Annotated in this window: 17 protein-coding genes and 1 riboswitch; of the genes, 8 read left to right on the top strand and 9 right to left on the bottom strand. The window is 50.9% G+C overall.

The features are described from left to right. Positions 1–151 precede the first annotated feature (151 nt). Positions 152–283: a hypothetical protein gene (locus tag J5W02_RS14740; RefSeq protein WP_255575629.1), complete on the bottom strand. Its 132-nt coding sequence runs from the start codon at positions 281–283 to the stop codon at positions 152–154. Between the two features lie 84 nt (positions 284–367). On the opposite strand from J5W02_RS14740, the gene J5W02_RS08385 reads away from it, so the two are divergent. The 6 genes from J5W02_RS08385 to J5W02_RS08360 all read left to right on the top strand — a co-directional run bounded on the left by J5W02_RS08385 (position 368) and on the right by J5W02_RS08360 (position 6,937). Then, a complete protein-coding gene (locus J5W02_RS08385) occupies positions 368–673 on the top strand; it encodes a hypothetical protein (protein ID WP_219965206.1) in 306 nt (101 codons plus the stop codon). A gap of 214 nt (positions 674–887) precedes the next feature. Further along, positions 888–1,304, top strand: coding sequence for a hypothetical protein (locus J5W02_RS08380; protein ID WP_219965311.1), 417 nt, complete (start codon positions 888–890; stop codon positions 1,302–1,304). Between the two features lie 132 nt (positions 1,305–1,436). Beyond that, positions 1,437–1,862: a hypothetical protein gene (locus J5W02_RS08375; protein ID WP_219965205.1), complete on the top strand. Its 426-nt coding sequence runs from the start codon at positions 1,437–1,439 to the stop codon at positions 1,860–1,862. A gap of 87 nt (positions 1,863–1,949) precedes the next feature. Next, positions 1,950–2,195, top strand: a complete 246-nt coding sequence (locus J5W02_RS08370; protein ID WP_219965204.1) for a hypothetical protein — start codon at positions 1,950–1,952, stop codon at positions 2,193–2,195. A gap of 339 nt (positions 2,196–2,534) precedes the next feature. Then, a complete protein-coding gene (locus J5W02_RS08365) occupies positions 2,535–4,595 on the top strand; it encodes a sensor domain-containing diguanylate cyclase (protein ID WP_219965203.1) in 2,061 nt (686 codons plus the stop codon). Positions 4,596–4,846: 251 nt separating this feature from the next. Next, entirely contained in the window at positions 4,847–6,937 is a 2,091-nt protein-coding gene (locus J5W02_RS08360) for a methyl-accepting chemotaxis protein (protein ID WP_219965202.1), read from the top strand. Between the two features lie 63 nt (positions 6,938–7,000). Here J5W02_RS08360 and J5W02_RS08355 read toward each other — a convergent pair whose 3' ends face one another. The 8 genes from J5W02_RS08355 to J5W02_RS08320 form a co-directional block, all read right to left on the bottom strand. Continuing rightward, on the bottom strand, positions 7,001–7,756 hold the full coding sequence (locus tag J5W02_RS08355; protein WP_219965201.1) for a DUF975 family protein: 756 nt from the start codon (positions 7,754–7,756) through the stop codon (positions 7,001–7,003). Between the two features lie 178 nt (positions 7,757–7,934). After that, on the bottom strand, positions 7,935–8,936 hold the full coding sequence (gene ilvC, locus J5W02_RS08350) for a ketol-acid reductoisomerase (RefSeq protein WP_219965200.1): 1,002 nt from the start codon (positions 8,934–8,936) through the stop codon (positions 7,935–7,937). 81 nt (positions 8,937–9,017) lie between these two features. Next, a complete protein-coding gene (gene ilvN, locus J5W02_RS08345) occupies positions 9,018–9,518 on the bottom strand; it encodes an acetolactate synthase small subunit (protein WP_219965199.1) in 501 nt (166 codons plus the stop codon). Between the two features lie 13 nt (positions 9,519–9,531). Further along, positions 9,532–11,157: a biosynthetic-type acetolactate synthase large subunit gene (gene ilvB / locus J5W02_RS08340; protein WP_219965198.1), complete on the bottom strand. Its 1,626-nt coding sequence runs from the start codon at positions 11,155–11,157 to the stop codon at positions 9,532–9,534. Between the two features lie 241 nt (positions 11,158–11,398). After that, a complete protein-coding gene (locus tag J5W02_RS08335) occupies positions 11,399–12,229 on the bottom strand; it encodes a TVP38/TMEM64 family protein (protein WP_219965197.1) in 831 nt (276 codons plus the stop codon). A 130-nt stretch (positions 12,230–12,359) separates the two neighbouring features. Continuing rightward, a complete protein-coding gene (gene thiT, locus J5W02_RS08330; protein WP_219965196.1) occupies positions 12,360–12,929 on the bottom strand; it encodes an energy-coupled thiamine transporter ThiT in 570 nt (189 codons plus the stop codon). Positions 12,930–13,010: 81 nt separating this feature from the next. Continuing rightward, positions 13,011–13,122, bottom strand: a riboswitch (TPP riboswitch). Positions 13,123–13,178: 56 nt separating this feature from the next. Next, entirely contained in the window at positions 13,179–13,844 is a 666-nt protein-coding gene (locus tag J5W02_RS08325; RefSeq protein WP_219965195.1) for an HAD hydrolase-like protein, read from the bottom strand. Between the two features lie 6 nt (positions 13,845–13,850). Beyond that, a complete protein-coding gene (locus J5W02_RS08320; protein ID WP_219965194.1) occupies positions 13,851–14,234 on the bottom strand; it encodes a thioesterase family protein in 384 nt (127 codons plus the stop codon). Positions 14,235–14,442: 208 nt separating this feature from the next. Between J5W02_RS08320 and J5W02_RS08315 the strand changes: the two genes are divergently transcribed. Then, complete coding sequence (locus tag J5W02_RS08315; protein ID WP_219965193.1) at positions 14,443–15,225, top strand: heparan-alpha-glucosaminide N-acetyltransferase; 783 nt, start codon at positions 14,443–14,445, stop codon at positions 15,223–15,225. Between the two features lie 23 nt (positions 15,226–15,248). Next, positions 15,249–17,411: a Tex family protein gene (locus tag J5W02_RS08310; RefSeq protein ID WP_219965192.1), complete on the top strand. Its 2,163-nt coding sequence runs from the start codon at positions 15,249–15,251 to the stop codon at positions 17,409–17,411. Positions 17,412–17,442: the final 31 nt, after the last annotated feature.

The following is a 17,442-nucleotide window of genomic DNA, read 5'->3' as shown; positions in this document are numbered from 1 at the left end:
GAAATATCATATAAAAATTTAGCGGTAAGTATCTTCATGATTATACTTGGATTTTCCCTTTTCCTTTATAACCGTACATTTTTGCAGTCAAACTCTATTCTTTCAGAAATGCTGAGCGCTGCTGCGATTCTGTTGATTGTGGGATCTCCGATTATTCGCTCAAAGGCGAAAGCAACACAGAAAAAGGACGAATTTTATTGGGCAATTGTGATGCTTTGTTTTGTCCTTTTTGTTTTGGCAGCGGTTCTTTTCCAGATTTGCTTTTAGCATAATTCGCAATCAATTTGCCGTCATCAGCTGCTGATTACGAATATTTCTTATTTTGCCGTCCTTCAAATTAATTTACATAAAACGAAGGGGTATCGCTGTGGGTACTAAGAAAGATTGGCTCCTTTTTCGGGTTTTGCCGGGAGTTTTTTATATTCTGACGATCCTGCCCCAATATAAGGGGTATTTTTTCATGGCATTTCTGCTGCTGTATGCTTTTCCGGATTTTTTGGAACAATACCGTTTTATTATAACAAGAAAAAAATTTACAGTAGGATGGCGCTGTACATTATGGATTCTGCTTATTTTTACGGCTTTAACCATGGTGCTGCTTTTTCAGGGAAAATTTTTCTATGATTCATTGATAATAATGGGAGCAGTGACTTTGGCGAACGTTAAAAGATGATTTTACAGAAGGGTATCAATTATTATTTGTGAAGGACTGATTCAGATGACGGGCTTTCTTGGGAAAATCTGTAATAAGACCGTACACTTTTTATTTCCGTTCGTTGAGCGGTTTTACCTGTTTATCGCCTTAGCGTTGCTTGTGGCTTTCTGGTCCATTCCCGGAACCTATTGGCGAATCAGGGTGGTTTTATTTTGGCTCTGGTTTGTAACCAGTGAAGTCAAATCGGCAGGCATCATGGAACAAGACTATCTTCCCATACAGCCTGGAAGCAGCCTTTTTTATCACCTTTACCGGTGTATCGATCGGTTTTTTTCCTTTTCCTGTTTGTCCTTCTGGTAATTCTGCTGCTTCCGGAATTTCTGTGGCTGAAAGAAGGGCTTCTCGGGGTATTCATCGTGGGCGTGATCCTTCGTGCGATCGGAAACCGAAAATACCGCCCCAAAAAACCGGAAGAATGATTGATTGTCACAAAGCAGCAAAGAAGGAGGGAAAAATAATGGAGAATTTTATGCTATTGCCGATGCTCTCAATAATTGAATCTCTTTTAAAAATATTTGTCTACATGACAATTATTTTTGTTGGCTTTAAAATGGTACAAGCTTTGAATAATTATAATAACAGAAAGTAGTTTTCTGAAATTCTGTAATTCAAAGCAGCAAAAAATAAATTTAAAAAAGTTTGGAAAAAAGTGTAACAAAACAGGGGGGTCCGTCGTTTATATGTTAGAAGGAAAAATAAATTGAAAAGGAAGGTAATTTTTATGAAAACAAAACTGATGGCTCTTGTCACTGCGCTTGTCCTGCTGGTTACGGTGAACGTCCCCGCGTTTGCCACAGCAAAACCCGCTTCGGCTGATTCCGGTGTCCATGTTATGTATACGAATACCGACAGCGTGTCCGCCTATCTAGACTTTTCCGGTACCCGGGCGGATTGTTCCGCGATCGTGGAAGGGAAAAGCGGCACGACAAAAATCACTGCCACCGTTTACCTGAAACGGGTGGTCGGGACTACAAAAACAACTGTCAAGGCATGGACTGGGCTAAGTACCAGCGGGGAGTCGTTCTATTTCGATGATTCCTATTATGTTTCCAGCGGGTACAACTACGAACTGGAAATAAAGGCAAAGGTTTACCGCGGCGGTACGGTCGAGAGCGTCAGCGTCGCCGACACAGGCTATTGCGGGTAGACTTTTTGCCGTCTAAAAAAGTTTTGAGTTTGTTCATGCCTTTCAGAAAGAGGGGGATGTGATCTGAAAAAGCCGGAGAATAGCACGATGCTCCGCCTTGGGATACTCTTTCTTGGATTTATCTTATACGTTTATAACCAAACCTTTTTATCTCCGCAATCCATCGCTTCAAAAATCACCGCCGCGTCGTCGTTGATTCTCATTGTCGGCGCATCTCTGCTTCATTTCCCATCGGAGAAACAGGAAAACAACAGTCGGCTTCATGTAGGGCTGGCCCTGATCTGCTTTGGACTGCTTGTTTTGGTGGTTTCTCTTCTGCAAATGAACATATAATAAACATAGGATCTATAGACATAAGAAATACTGATTTACCGATTATACCTGGCTTTAGTCAGTTCAAAACATCCTTTCATTCAGAGCCGCCGTTTTCCTATAAAACGGCGGCTCTGAATCTATATATGGTTTCCTTTTGTGCCTGTTTTACACGGGCGCTTTTTGTTTGATACCGGTCACAAAAACTGTGTAAAAATTGCATAAAAATTATTCTAAAATATTTATATGATTATTGGAATCCGACAATTAATGCTATTGAATAAAAATTATTATCTGATATAATTATAAACAATATTTACATAATTTTACAGTTGCGTGAGAAGGGAAGAAGACAGTTACATGAAAATCAGGAAATACCTTGCAACCTTGCTGGCTGTCTTTTCAATCCTTCCGCTGGTTTTGGTGATGGGATTCAGCGTTCTTTCTTTTCAGCGCAACACTTCACAGCTTTTACAGGCAAACGTAAAAGCCACCGCCACGCAGACGGCCAACAATCTGGATCAGTTTTTCAACCAGCGCAAAATGGCGCTGGAGGTGGCTTCCGATCTTCCCGGGGTAAAGGAGCTGCTGCTTGGGTCCAACGCGGAAAAACCGGACAAAGCTCTGGAGCAGTATCGGACGATTACGATCAATACCTTCAAGACAATGACCGCCAAACAGACGATTAACGGGCAGGGGAACTCCAAAGGAAATTTTGTCAGGCGCTCCAGCCTCATCAACCGAAAAGGAACAATTATTGCTTCCGACGACAGCCGTCTGATCGGGCAGCCCTCTTTTATCAACGTGGACATGCGGACGGTTCCCGCGTACGGGCTGTATCTTTCTGATCTTATGCACAACGACGATTTCATTGACGGACAGAATTATTTCGTGATTGCCGTTCCGATTTATATGGACGGCATTTATGAAGGATTTATACAGTCATCCATTGATATGATTTATTTGGACAGTGTCAGCAGCCAAACCTTTATGGAAACCGGACACACCCTTATTTCAGACGGAAGAGGCAGGGTGGCAAGCGGGAATCTTTTTGACGGTGGCCAGAAAATGGTCAGCACGGATGAAATGAAACTGGAAGGGGCATTCAGCGGGGGAAATCTGGAGGCCGTCGATCTTGACCGAAGCCCCACCGGCGTTATCAATTTTTGGGTGGGCGGAAAAGAAAAATTTGGATATTATTCCCGCCTGGCCGGAAAAGACTGGATGATTGTGAGCGCGGTTGATACGGAAGAGCTGATACGGCCGTTCCAAAGCATCTCAGAAGTTTATTTTGCAGCGCTTCTGGTGTTGGCGGCAGCTCTGATTATCTGCGCCTATGTTGCGGCCAATCGCTTTCTGAACCCGCTCAGGGATATGTCGGAAGAATTTGTCAGAGTGGAAAAAGGGGATTACCAGACCCGGCTTCCGGTACGTTACCAGGGGGAGTTTGCCGAAATAGCGGCTGCCTTTAACCACCTGATGGAAAAAATAAAGGAGGACACCGATGTGCTGAAGGTCAGTGAAGCGCGTTACGCGCTGATTATGGAAGAAACTAATCAGGTTGTCTTTGAATGGGACATTCTTGAAAACCACATTTATCATACGGTTTACTGGACAAATAAGTTTGGCTTTTCTACCGTGGCACAGGTGCCCGGTTCCGATATTCCGAATTTTCAGCAGGTTCATCCGGCCGATCAGGAATTGATGGCGAAGCTTTTCCATAAAATTAAGAATGGCGGACAGCCCGGCCCCACCGATGTTCGGATGAAAGACATCAGCGGGCATTACATTTGGTGTACGGTAAACATCAAAATTCTGTACGATGAAAATAAGCAGCCCTACCGCGCGATTGGACTGATTGTAGACACCGACCACCAGAAAAAAATGATTCAAAAGCTGGAGAGCAAGTCTAAAATGGATTTGCTGACGCAGCTGTACAACAAAGTAACCACCGAATCCATGATTGAAGAGTGCCTGAAAACTACGGACAAAGAGACCCTTCATGGCCTGATTATTGTGGATATTGATAATTTTAAGGACATTAATGATACGCTGGGCCATATTTTCGGCGACGCCGTACTGAGGAAGGTTTCAACCGACATAAAGCACCTGTTCCGCGCGACGGATATTGTGGGGCGCACCGGCGGAGATGAATTTATTATCTTCATTAAAGAGATCGATTGCGCGGATCTGCTCGTTGAAAAAATGAGCGATATCTGCGAGATTTTCCACTGTGCCTATACGGGCGAAGATGAAACCTACAAGATTTCCGCAAGTGTGGGCGGGGTTATTTATCCGTACGGAGGCGCAACGTTTGAGGAGTTGTACCGCCATGCGGACGAAGCGCTGTACTGTTCCAAGAAAAACGGAAAAGATAAATGCAGTCTGTACGAAATGAGCAGCCTAAGAACCGCACTGTAACGGATTAAGCAATAAGAAAAAATGAATACCGTCTTGCTTTCTGTTTTAAGCAGGACGGTATTTGTATATTGTAAATAATTTATCAAATGATTATCATAAATATTTGTATAATCAAACAAAAACAGATGGCAAAGATTGTGCACTATAATTGCATAAAACAATTAAAAAATTTTTTCACCTGCCGATAAATAGAATGGGGAACATTACGGTAAATGCTTGGCTCAACCTTAATTCTTGAAGGAGTGAGTGTATTGAAAAAAAGACAGAAAATTCGGAAGAACAGTTTGAGTACGCTTTTGTCCGTGTTTTTTATAGGGACTCTTGCAATTGCTCTGGCCGTTGTCGTAATCATTAATTCGGTTTTTACCAGCAGGATTTTTGAGAATACCTATGAAGAACAGAATCAAAGCGCCATGCAGGGGCTGAACAGCATTCTGTCCAATTATAAAACCAACCTTCAAGATGCCGGAAAGGAGCTGTCGCAGGACACCGATTTTCTGGATTCCGTGGCCGAAGGCAACCAGTTCAGCATTGTGGAAGCGATGAAAAACAAGGTGAAGGCTTACAACATCAGCTACGCCTTTCTGACGGATGCGCGGGGCAACCTGCTGTATTCCACAACGACTGACTTTGATCTTCCCGAATTTTCAAAGCTCAACCATGTGCAGGAGGCAATGAAGGGAAAAGACATTGTTGTCAATGAAGCGCTTACCGGAAAGACGCTGTGTATCTGCAGCGGAACACCCGTAAAACGGTATGGAAACCTGATTGGCATGATCTCCACCGTACAGTCGCTGGAAGATCACAACGTGATCGACCAGCTCAAACAGTACACGGGCTGTGACTTTGCGGTTTTTTACGGTGACGAACGGGTAAACACCACTTTGATAAAAGACCAGAAGCGCCAGACGGGCACCAAAATGAGCGCTTCCATTGCGCAGAAGGTTTTGACCGGCAAGCAAAACTACACCGGAAAAGCGGACGTGCTGGGAACTTCCATGATGGTCAATTATGTCCCGATCCTGGGGTTTGACGGAAAAGCAATCGGCGCGATGTTTACGGGTAAGAGCATTGCGGCAACGGAACAGCACTCTATGCAGACCGTAGCCGTGTCCGTCGGCGCGGCTCTGGTGGTCATGCTGATTTCCACCGTCAGCCTGCGCCGAATCGTACGCAAACGCGTTAAGAAGCCGCTGGGTCAGATCGTGACGCTGGCGAACAACATGGAAAACGGGCAAATCGGCATCAGCAACAAAGACGCCGTAAAGCTGACGGTAGAAACCAAGGATGAAGTCGGTCAGGTGGCGGGTGCAATGGAAAACACGCTGAAAAGCCTGCAGATGTATATTGGGGAAATTTCCGAGGTGCTCAGCGCGGTTTCAAGGGGAGATCTGACGGTAAAGCCCCGCATGCAGTATTTGGGGGACTTTTCCGAAATCAAAAGTGCGCTGGATCAGATCGTGGAGTCTTTGAACAGCGTATTTTCAAACATAGGCTGCGCGGCGGAGTCCGTTTCTTCGCGTTCCGAGCAGATTTCCAGCGGGGCGCAGGCACTTTCGCAGGGCGCGTCGGAGCAGGCGGGCGCCACCGAGCAGCTTTCCGCCACGATTTCTGAGATTTCCAGTCAGATACAAAAGACCGCGCAGAATGCCGCCGTGGCCAGTTCCATTGCCAAGGAATCCACTCAGGCCGTGGAAAAAGGCAACCAAAATATTGAAGAAATGCTTTCCGCGATGAATGATATTGATTCTGCATCGGAGGAAATCCGGAAGATCATTGAAACAATCGAAGATATTGCGTTCCAGACTAATATCCTGGCGCTGAATGCCGCCGTAGAGGCGGCAAGGGCAGGCGCGGCCGGCAAGGGCTTTTCTGTTGTGGCGGATGAAGTGAGGAATCTGGCGGGAAAGAGCGCGCAGGCCGCAAGTCAGACCGCCAAACTGATTGAAAAGACAATCTCTCTGGTGGACAACGGGATGACGGTGGCGAATTCTACCGCCGAATCCTTCCAGAACATCAGGGAACGGACGAATCAATCAGCAGGGTTGATTTCGGAAATTTCCAATGCGACCGGGGACCAAGCCGCCGCTGTGGAACAGGTTACGCAGGGAATTGCGCAGATCGCGCAGGTCGTACAGGTCAACTCCGCAACTTCTGAAGAGAACGCGGCGGTCAGTCAGGATTTGTCCGTTCAGGCGCGTGAGCTGCGTGCGTTGGCCGAAAAGTTCCAGCTGAAGGATGGGACGGTCAGGAAAGTAGGTGCGCCGATTGTGCCGATTACCGCGGCTCAGTCAAAGGGAGCTTACGCAGCCGGTTCCGTAACAGGGGAAAAGTACGGATGAAATTTTTCCGTTAAAAAGGGCCGCCATGCTCAGCATGGCGGCCCTGAATTTTGAATGTCCTGTTTACAGGATGGGGGGATTTTGCGGATATGGCGCTGCCGGAGGAACCAGCCCCAGTTCCGCGGGGTTGAGCTGGTTTGTCTGGATGGCGCGGTCACGCAGGAAAATGTACAACTCCGCCATGGTGGCTTCATAGTAGGGATTTACAAAAAGGATTCCCACGCCGAAGCAGATGGCTCCGAGCAGGTACCATCCGATAAAGGAAAGTCCCAATACGAAAATCGCGCCTTTTTCGCCGTTGGTCATCATCCGGCTGATTTCTCTTACACGGCTGCCCGGAATATTCGGGTTATCGGCAAGAAGATACGGTACCATAGAGTATTCCAGCTGTTTGATGATTCCGGGGATAATCAGAAGGAGATACCAGAGTCCTACGAAAATATAAGTGACCAGCATTGCGCCAATGCTGCGGAGATAGGCATATTGAAATCCGCTGAACATGGTATTGAAGTCAGACGCGCCGAAATGGTTCCGGATGAAATAGCGGGCCACACCGACAACAATGGGAAGTCCGACAAAGATAAAATACAAGAATCCGATCAGGGAAATCAGGTTCACCAATCCGCTGTTGATCGGATTGGCCGGAGCTCCGAATTCGGGAATCCATGGGACGCCCCGATGAGTATTCGTAAACCGGTTAGTGACCCAGGAATACCCGCCGGAGATGACCATGGCGAGAAGTGTCACGCCAAACGCGGCCCAGTATCGCCCTCCCAGCGCAATTTTAGCATTGGACTTTAAAATCCCTCTGTCCCACATAACAATGGCTCCCTTCGTTACATCAAAAATATTCCGCCGACTTTGCGCAAACGGCATCGAAAGATAAAGTCTCTCACGCGTACTCAGTCATCTGGGTATGTAAGAGCGTATCAAGGTGCCCCGTAAAGATGCGGCGGAATCACTGTCTTGTTATGATTATATGTTGTGTACTGAAAAATTAGTCGATCGGATCGTTGTTCCACGCGTACATTTTACGCAGCTCTTTGCCGACTTCTTCCAGCTGGTGGCTTGCGCCGATACGGCGGCAGGCGTTGAAGTGAGAGCGGCCGTTCTTGTTTTCCGCAATCCACTTGGAAGCGAAGGTGCCGTCCTGAATTTCAGAAAGGACTTTCTTCATTTCCTTTTTGGTTTCATCGGTAATCAGGCGTTTGCCGGTTTCGTAGTCGCCAAACTCCGCGGTGTCGCTGATGGAGTAGCGCATAAGAGAGAAGCCGCCGCGGTAGATCAGGTCGACGATCAGCTTCATTTCGTGGATGCACTCGAAGTAGGCGTTTTCCGGAGCATAGCCCGCTTCCACAAGGGTTTCAAAACCGGCCTGCATCAGAGCAGTCACACCGCCGCAAAGGACGCACTGTTCACCGAACAGGTCTGTTTCGGTCTCAATTTTGAAGGTGGTTTCCATGATGGCGGCTCTTGCTGCGCCGAGTCCCGCGCCGTAGGCAAGGCCGATGTCATGCGCGTGGCCGGTGTAATCCTGCTCTACGGCAATCAGGCAGGGAACACCCTTGCCGGCGACAAACTCGCTGCGCACGGTGTGGCCCGGGCCCTTAGGAGCAATCATAAACACGTCGATATCCTTCGGCGGCTTAATCTGGCCGTAGTGAATATTGAAGCCGTGGGCAAACGCAAGCGCTTTTCCTTCCGTAAGGTAAGGAGCAATGTCTTTTTTATACATATCCGCCTGGCGCTCATCGGGAATTAAAATCATAATAATGTCCGCAGCCTTGGTGGCTTCCGGAACAGTCATAACCTTCAGGCCGGCAGCTTCTGCTTTTTCCCTGCTTTTGCTGCCTTCATAAAGGCCTACAACCACATTGACGCCGCTGTCGTGAAGATTCAGCGCGTGAGCATGACCCTGGCTGCCGTAGCCGATAATAGCGACGGTTTTACCTTTGAGCAGATTGATGTCGCAATCTGGAGCATAATAGATTTTTGGCATTTTAAATTCCTCCTTGCCTTACGGCAAAATATTAACGAAACACTTAGGCGGCACAGCCGCCGTAAGGTTGGTTGACAAAAGTCAGCTGGTCTGTTTGCGGGTAGTCACGGAACCTTTTTCAATCGCCAGGGTTCCCGCCCGGACAATTTCCTTGATGCCGTAGGGCTTTAAAAGGCTGATGAGCGTTTGAGTGTGCTCGTCGTTGTCCGTGAGCTGGATGGTCAGCGAGGTGGTGGCCACGTCCACAATCTGGGCGTGCATGAGTTCCACAATTTTCATAATTTCGGCGCGCTGTTTTGTCTGGCAGCTCACCTTAATCAGCGAAAGCTCACAGCTGATAAACATGTCGGGCTGAAGCACCTTGACTTTAATGACGGGAATCAGCTTGTTCAGCTGCTTTTCCACCTGCTCTACAATATATTCGTCACCGTTCACCACAATGGTGATGCGGGAAATGGCGGGATCTTCGGTAATGCCGACGGCAAGACTGTCAATATTGAAGCCGCGGCGGGAAAACAGGCCGGAAACCTTGGAAAGAACGCCGGGCTGGTTTTCCACTAAAATCGAAAGGGTATATTTCATTTTGCTGCCCTCCCTATATGGTGGGCGCGTCGGGATTGACCCGGCACACCAGGATAAAAGCCTTGTCGGACGCGAACATTTCTCTGGCTAGGCGTTCCGCTTCATCGTTGGAGGAGGCCAGCGCCGCGGGAATGCCGTAGGCTTGTGCAATCCGGACAAAATCGGGATTGCCCTGCAGCAGGGTCATCGCATAGCGGCTGCCGTATTTGTTGTCCTGTATTTCCTTTACCATACCCAGACGGTCGTTCTGCATCACGATAATTTTAATATTGACATCATTCTGGCAGAGCGTGCCCAGTTCGCACATCGCCATCTGAAAGGAACCGTCGCCGCAGATGCACAGCACCTGACGGTGCGGCTTGGCCAGCTTTGCGCCGATGGCGGCGGGGAGCGCGTAGCCCATGGTGCCCAGTCCGCCGGAGGTGAGGAACCGCCCTTCCTTTACGTTAAAATTGCGCGCTGCCCAAATCTGGTTCTGGCCGACGTCGGCGGTCAGAATCGCGTCGTCCTCCATCATAGAGGAAAGCACGCGCATAAAAGAGCGGGGCTCCACAAAGCCGCTGCTGTTGTCGGGCGCTCCGCCCGGTACGAATTCGTCTTTGTACCGCAGGACGGTGTCAATCCACTCCTGCGGTACACAAACGGCGCTTTGCTCTATAAAATCACGAAGAACCAGCCGGATGTCGCCGACGATGGGAATATGAGCGGTCATGTTTTTGCCGATTTCGGCAGGATCAATATCGATATGGATAATCGTGGCCTTTTCCGCCATCTGTTCCGGAGCGGAAACCGCACGGTCGCCCACCCTTGCGCCGCAGAGGATGATTAAATCGGCCTCGTGCATGGCGCGGTTGGCGTTTTTATGGCCGTGCATGCCGATCATGCCAAGGTACAGCGGGCTGTCCATGGGAACCACGCCGATGCCCATCATGGTGGAGACAACCGGGATTCCGCTGTTCTGCGCAAAGGCGACCAGCTCATCCCGCGCACCCGCCAGCACCACGCCGCCGCCGCAGACAATCAGCGGGCGCTGCGCCTGCGCCATTGCGGCAAGCGCCTTTTTAATCTGCATGGCGTGTCCTGTGGTACGGGGCTTGTAGCCGATAATATTTGCTTTCTGCGGGTACACAAATTCCGGTACTTCTTCCAGCTGAATGTCCACCGGGACATCAATCAGAACCGGTCCCGGACGGCCGGTAGAAGCAATGTGGAACGCTTCCTTAAAAACCCGGGGAAGCTCCGCGGCTTTTTTTACCAGATAAGAATGCTTTGTAAACGGCTCGCACGCGCCGGTAATATCCGCTTCCTGAAAAACGTCGCGCCCCAGAAGCTCGGAGCTGACCTGTCCCGTAATGACGATCAGGGGGATAGAGTCCATGTACGCCGTGGCGATGCCGGTTATCAGGTTGGTTGCGCCCGGCCCGCTGGTGGCGATGCAGACGCCGGGGTTTCCGCTTGCGCGGGCGTAGCCGCTGGCTTCATGCGCCGCGTTCTGTTCCTCGCGTACCAGGACGTTTTTGATCGGCGAGCGATATAGAAAGTCCAGGAAAGGGCAGATTGCTGCTCCGGGATATCCGAATGCGATCTGTACGTTTTCGTTTTTTAGGCATTCCGCCATCATCTCTGCTCCGCTTATCAAAAACAGTCACCTCTATCATTTATTCATTGCAGCGGCTCCGAATGGGCCCCCTCCTCGAGGGGGCTGGCAGGTGAAGCCTGACTGGGGGAGTTACTCCCTTCGTCGCGCCGGGCGCGCCACCTCCCTCACGGAGGGAGGCGAAGAATGCGGCTTGGCACGATTCCAACGCCCGATGTATTCCTATTATTATATGTTTTTTGCCGGTATGAGTCAAGGCATTTTAGCAATTTAAACTGATAAATCAAAATTTTTTCTTATCTGCCATTTTTGTGGCTCGGCGGGCAGAATTTTTTGGAGAAAGCGACTGTTTTCTATTTTTCCCGGTTCGGGAAGAAACGGTGCGATACAGGAAATAGCCAGCTGTACTGAGAATTGCAACCGCCGAAAAGAGGACGGCGGCCTGCGTGTAATTGCCGCTGAAGAGCGCCCAGCCCCCGAAAGAGCAGGCCAGCAGGGACGGAACGCGCGCAAGGGTGGAAATGAGCAGAAATCTGCGAAAATCCTGCGGCACCAATCCGGCGGAAAACACAAACAGCCGCTTGGGCATACCGGGAATCAGGAAAACAACCCAGTAAAAAGCGCTGCGGGATTTCGGGCTGCGCAGGGTACGGATGTGTTTCTGCTGAGCGGGGGTGAAAAACAGGCCGATCAGCCGGTGGCCGAATATTTTGGTGAAGTAAAAAATAATGGTGGTGGAAATCACCACGGAGCAGAGGGTCAAAAGGGTGCCCTGCACCCGGCCGAAGGCGTACCCGCCCGCAATGGCGGTCAGCTCCAGCGGGATGGGGAGAAAGCCCTGCAGAATCTGGATGCCCAGAAACAAGGCATAGCCCAGCGCGCCCCGGCCGCGGATAAAGCTCTGGAACCGGGAGGGGTCGCGGATCAGCAAAAGAAGCGGCCGGCAAAGGGTTACCGTGAACCAGAGGAACAGCCCCGTGGCAGCAAGAAGCACAGCTCCGCCCAAAAGCCGGTCCCGGAGCTTGGGACTTGCCATTTCAGGCAGGTCGGAAGCGGTAATTTCCGGCGGGGGGCCGGATTTTTTCTTTTTGGTTCCCGTTCGTAAAATGGTCATCGGATGGCCGCCTCGTTTCGCAATTCTGTGGAATAGTATGCCACAAAAATATTCCCGTATGGTTAAAAAAAGCATGAAGGCGGAGTTCCGCGCTTCATGCTTTCCTTTTTATTCAGAAAATCCTGTTTGATTAGGCGTTACGGGGAGCGCGGTGTTCTACACGGTCAAGAACACGGATTAAAATGACCGCGACAACGGCGGTAATGACCGCTTCCGGAAGCATGTAGCTGCCGTTGTAAGTCAAAGAGTAAATCCAGACCGGGGTGCCTTCCGGCGCGTAGCTGCCCCAAATCAGGATGCCGGACAAAAAGCTGCAGATAAACCGCAGAAAGGTGACGGCCACAGAACCCACGGCCACGCTGACGGCTCTGCTTTTGAACGGCTTGCCGAAAAAGGCGGCGGAACCCAGCACGGTAAACGCGAGGACATAGTCCAACAGGATGACGGCGACAAAAGCGCCGAAAGAATTTGCCGGCGGAGCGTTAAACTGAATAATCATTTGCAGCAGGCTGTGCGCAAACGCGGTGGAAATGCCCCATTTCAGCCCGTGCCGGTAGGAAACCAGCACCAGCGGCACCATGCTTGCGCAGGTGACGGCGCCGCCCTGCGGCAGCTCGAAGATTTTGAACATGCTCAGTACGGTGGACATAGCGATCATGAGAGCGCATTCCACAAGGATGACGGTCGTGTTCTTTTTCATAAATTACCCTCCAGATGAATTATATGGAACTGAAAATAAAAAATTACCTGAAGGAAAATAAAAACGCTCTGTGATGCCACAGAGCGTTAAAATCATCGTTCCTACGCTGGCATTATCCAGATCAGGTTTAAGGGACATAAACGTCAATTCGTTTCATCTCAGCCGAGGTTACTCAGCGCCCCTGAATATTCAGTTCGTTTATTCAGCATACCCTAAAACCCCGGGTTTGTCAAGGAAATTCCGCCGGATTCAGGAATCCTTCAGCAGCAGGCTCCTAAGCTCGTCAATGTCGCGGGCAAAAACCTCGCCGCCTTGTGCCTGCATATCCTCTTTGGTTCCAAAGCCGTACAGTACACCGATAAAGTTGGTTCCTGCGCCTTTTGCACCACGGGTGTCGTACACGGTGTCGCCGATCATGACGGCGCGGGTCGGCTCCACATGGCAGGCGTTCAGACAGGAATTAATCAGAATACTCTTGTCCCCATTGCGCTCGGAGTCGTCCGGGCCGGAAATATGCGCAAAATATTTTGTCATATCAAAATAATCCAACACACGGTAGGTAATCTTGGCGGGCTTTGTGGTTGCTACGGCGAGTGTGGCACCGTTTGCACGAAGCTCCTCTAAAAAATCGAGCATGCCGGGGTAGGGCTTGTTTTCAAACGCCCCGGTCTTGTTGTATATCTCACGGTAATACTCGACCGCCTGCGAGGTCTGTTCCTGCGTCAGCCCGCAGTATTTTTCAAAGCTTTCCCATTGCGGCGGGCCAATAAACTTGCGCAGTATGGAAATGTCCGGAACAGGCTGTCCCATTTTTTCAAGCGCGTATTTCACACCGCTGGTGATGCCGGGTTCGGAATTGGTCAGTGTGCCGTCCAGATCAAAAATAATCAGATCATAATTAGGTTTCATTATCATCCTGCCTTATCTGTTTTTTCTTTCTTCCGCTTTTGCCGCGAAAGTTTCTTTTTTTACGCTGACACGCTCATGAGTTCCGGTCGCGATCAGACCGGCGTTGTCGTGCGCCTCCAGCTGAAAGCGGTAAACCCTGCCGTCCACTTCGGTCAGTTCCGCTGTGACCGTTACTTTGCAGCCCAGTGCGGTGGGGCTCAGGTGGTTCACCGTAATCACGGAACCGACGGTGGTGTAGATTTCCTCAAGGGAAATCTGGGCCAGCTGTGCTGCCGTTCCCTCAAAAAAAGCGGCGACCATTGGGGTGGCGAGAACACGGACGCTGCCGCTGCCGACGTTTACGGCGAGCATCTCTTCCGTGACCGTGTATTCGCGGGTCAATTTTGTCTCTTTCATTGAAATTTCCTCCTGTACCATGATATAATATAAGATAAGCGGTTTCTCAGCGGCCCAATTCCATACGGCTGAAAACCGTACTGTGCGATATTGTTTTTATTATAACATGTTCCCGCGATTTTATAAATATAGAACTTTCAGCGGATATCCGTTTCATTCCTATGCGAAACGCCGATTTCCCAAAAATCAAAAATCGGAAGGTGAACCAATGCCGAATCAAATGAAAAGCACAGGGCGCAGACGGATTTATTTTATGGATGAGCTGCGCGGTTTTGCGGTGTTCTGCATGGTGTTTTACCATGGGTTCTACACGCTCGCGTATCTTTACAACCTGAAGGCAGGGCTGATCCTGCTGAACTTTTTTATGCCCGCGGAGCCTTTTTACGCCGGGCTGTTTATGCTGATTTCCGGCATTTCCTCTAACCTGTCGCACTCCAATCTGGCGCGCGGGTTCAAGCTGCTGGGGGTCGCGCTTCTGGTGACGCTGGCAACGTATTTTGTGGTGCCGGAAGAGATGATTGTGTTTGGGATTCTGCATTTCCTGTCGGTCTGCATGATTCTTTACGGGCTGCTCAAACCGGTCGCCGACCGGTTCCGCTTTTCGTGGGCGGCGGTTGCGGTGTGCGCGCTGCTGTTCCTTTTGACCCGTGGGATTTCCAGAGGATACCTCGGCCTTTCCCCGGAGTGGGGGCTGTCGATGTCCCCGGCTCTTTACCATACCGACTGGCTGGCGCCGCTGGGAATGTACAGCGATACGTTCCGCAGCGCGGACTATTTTCCGCTTTTCCCGTGGATGTTTGTCTTTGCGGCGGGCACCTTTCTGGGCAAGCTTGCCGCGCAGGAGCGGTTCCCGCAGTTTATGTACCGTTCCCGTGTACCGTTCTTTTCCTGGCTGGGACGGTACGCGCTGATTATTTATGTGGTTCACCAGCCGGTGATTTACGGTGTATGTTATGTCATTTCCGCTGTTGTGCAGCGGATTTACAACTGAATTTTACATTTTCGGAGGATATTATGGATTTTGCGTTATTGATCGCGGAACAGTTTCATTTACAGCAATGGCAGGTAGAGAAGGTCATTGAACTGATCGACGAGGGAAATACCATCCCGTTTATTGCGCGTTACCGCAAGGAGGCGCATGGCTCGCTGGACGACCAGATGCTGCGCGAAATTTCGGAGCGGCTGGAGTATTTGCGCGCGCTGCAGAAGCGCAGGGAAGAAGTCACAGGACTCATTACCGCCGCCGAATGCATGACGGAGGAAATTGCCGCCGCGCTTGCCGCAGCGGTATCGCTCTCTGAAATCGACGATATTTACCGCCCGTTCCGCCCCAAGCGCAAAACGCGCGCGTCCGTGGCAAAGGCAAAGGGTCTTGAGCCGCTTGCGGATACGATCTTTGAGCAGAAAAAGGATTCCGCGTACCCGATTGACCTGGCGGAAAGCTACGTCAACGTGGAGCTGGGAGTGGAAACGCCGGAGGACGCGCTCGCGGGCGCGCTGGACATTATTGCCGAACGTATTTCCGACGACGCGGGTATCCGCAAACGTCTGCGCGTGGTCGCCATGGCGCAGGGAGAAGTGGTTTCCAAAGCGGCGAAGCCGGACGAGGATTCCGTTTACGCGCAGTACTATGACTTCCGCCAGCCTGCGGCGAAGATCGCCGGGCACAGGGTGCTGGCCATCGACCGCGGCGAGCGGGAAGAATTTCTGAAAGTCAGCGTGGAGCTTGACCGCCTGAAAGGGCTGAACATTGTCTACTCTACGAGTGTGAAGGAAAACAGTCCCTGTACGGAGGCAGTGCGGCAGGCCGGGGAAGATGCCTACGACCGTCTGATTTTCCCCTCTATTGAGCGCGAAATCCGAAACGCCCTGACCGAAGCGGCGGCGGAATCGGCCATCAAGGTCTTTTCCGTCAATCTGCGCCAGCTTTTGATGCAGCCACCGGTCAAAAACCGCGTGGCCATGGGGCTTGATCCCGGGTACCGCACGGGCTGCAAGGTCGCCGTGGTTGACCCGACCGGCCGCGTGCTGGACACCGGCGTGATTTACCCCACCCATTCTCAGGCAAAGGTGGAGGAAGCGAAAAAGGCCATTGCCAATTTGATTTTAAAATATAAGGTGGAAGTGATCGCCATCGGAAACGGTACGGCTTCCAAGGAAACGGAAATGTTCGCGGCAGACGTAATAAAGGGCCTGCACAGCGGGGTTTCCTATATGGTGGTCAGCGAGGCAGGCGCATCGGTCTACTCCGCGAGCAAGCTTGCCGCGCAGGAGTTCCCGGAGTTCGACGTTACCCTGCGCAGTGCGGTTTCCATCGCACGGCGGCTGCAGGACCCGCTGGCCGAGCTGGTCAAAATCGACCCGAAAGCCATCGGTGTGGGGCAGTACCAGCACGATATGCCGAAAAAGCAGCTGGACGAGGCGCTGGGCGGCGTCGTCGAGGACTGCGTGAACACCGTGGGCGTTGATTTGAACACGGCCTCGCCGTCCCTGCTGGAAAAAATCGCCGGGATTTCCGCGGCGGTATCGAAAAATATTGTGGCGTACCGCGAAGAAAACGGAGCGTTCCATTCCCGCAGCGAGCTGAAAAAGGTTCCGAAGCTGGGGCCGAAAGCCTTTGAGCAGTGCGCGGGCTTCCTACGCGTGGCGGAGAGTAAAAATATTCTGGACAATACCGCCGTTCATCCCGAATCGTACGACGCGGCGAAAGCGCTGCTTTCCCTGTGCGACTATGATATGAACAGTCTGAAAAAGAACGGGATCGGCGACCTGAAGGGCCGGGTCGAAAAAATCGGGACGGCCGCAGCCGCCCAGAAGCTGGGTATCGGCGTACCAACGCTGAGCGACATTGTTACCGAGCTTCTGCGCCCGGGCCGCGACCCGCGTGACGAGCTGCCCGCTCCCCTGCTGCGCACCGACGTGCTGAGCATGGAGGATTTGAAGCCCGGCATGGAGCTTTCCGGCACGGTGCGCAACGTGATCGATTTCGGCGCGTTTGTGGATATCGGCGTGCATCAGGACGGCCTTGTCCATATTTCGCAGATCTGCGACAAATTCATCAAACATCCGAGCGAAGTGCTGAAGGTCGGAGATGTAGTGAAGGTGCGCGTTCTGTCCGTGGATACCGCGAAAAAGCGGATTGCCCTGACCATGAAGAGCGAGGAAGCGGCAAAATAGAAAAACAGGGGGAATCTCCTTGCATCGGGAG

Origin of the sequence: Caproiciproducens faecalis (assembly GCF_019448085.1) — a bacterium.
Classification (GTDB): domain Bacteria; phylum Bacillota; class Clostridia; order Oscillospirales; family Acutalibacteraceae; genus Caproiciproducens; species Caproiciproducens faecalis.
Note: the sequence above shows the minus strand (reverse complement) of the source record. Positions and strands in the feature narration are given on the sequence as shown.

What these genes read in the sequence shown, in the direction of transcription:
- J5W02_RS08355 (WP_219965201.1), bottom strand. Translation starts at nt 7,756, where the DNA reads ATGTGGGACAGAGGGATTTTAAAGTCCAATGCTAAAATTGCGCTGGGA.
- J5W02_RS08365 (WP_219965203.1), top strand. Translation starts at nt 2,535, where the DNA reads ATGAAAATCAGGAAATACCTTGCAACCTTGCTGGCTGTCTTTTCAATC.
- J5W02_RS08315 (WP_219965193.1), top strand. Translation starts at nt 14,443, where the DNA reads ATGCCGAATCAAATGAAAAGCACAGGGCGCAGACGGATTTATTTTATG.
- J5W02_RS08375 (WP_219965205.1), top strand. Translation starts at nt 1,437, where the DNA reads ATGAAAACAAAACTGATGGCTCTTGTCACTGCGCTTGTCCTGCTGGTT.
- J5W02_RS08335 (WP_219965197.1), bottom strand. Translation starts at nt 12,229, where the DNA reads ATGACCATTTTACGAACGGGAACCAAAAAGAAAAAATCCGGCCCCCCG.
- ilvN (WP_219965199.1), bottom strand. Translation starts at nt 9,518, where the DNA reads ATGAAATATACCCTTTCGATTTTAGTGGAAAACCAGCCCGGCGTTCTT.
- ilvC (WP_219965200.1), bottom strand. Translation starts at nt 8,936, where the DNA reads ATGCCAAAAATCTATTATGCTCCAGATTGCGACATCAATCTGCTCAAA.
- J5W02_RS08320 (WP_219965194.1), bottom strand. Translation starts at nt 14,234, where the DNA reads ATGAAAGAGACAAAATTGACCCGCGAATACACGGTCACGGAAGAGATG.
- J5W02_RS08325 (WP_219965195.1), bottom strand. Translation starts at nt 13,844, where the DNA reads ATGATAATGAAACCTAATTATGATCTGATTATTTTTGATCTGGACGGC.
- J5W02_RS08310 (WP_219965192.1), top strand. Translation starts at nt 15,249, where the DNA reads ATGGATTTTGCGTTATTGATCGCGGAACAGTTTCATTTACAGCAATGG.
- J5W02_RS08370 (WP_219965204.1), top strand. Translation starts at nt 1,950, where the DNA reads ATGCTCCGCCTTGGGATACTCTTTCTTGGATTTATCTTATACGTTTAT.
- thiT (WP_219965196.1), bottom strand. Translation starts at nt 12,929, where the DNA reads ATGAAAAAGAACACGACCGTCATCCTTGTGGAATGCGCTCTCATGATC.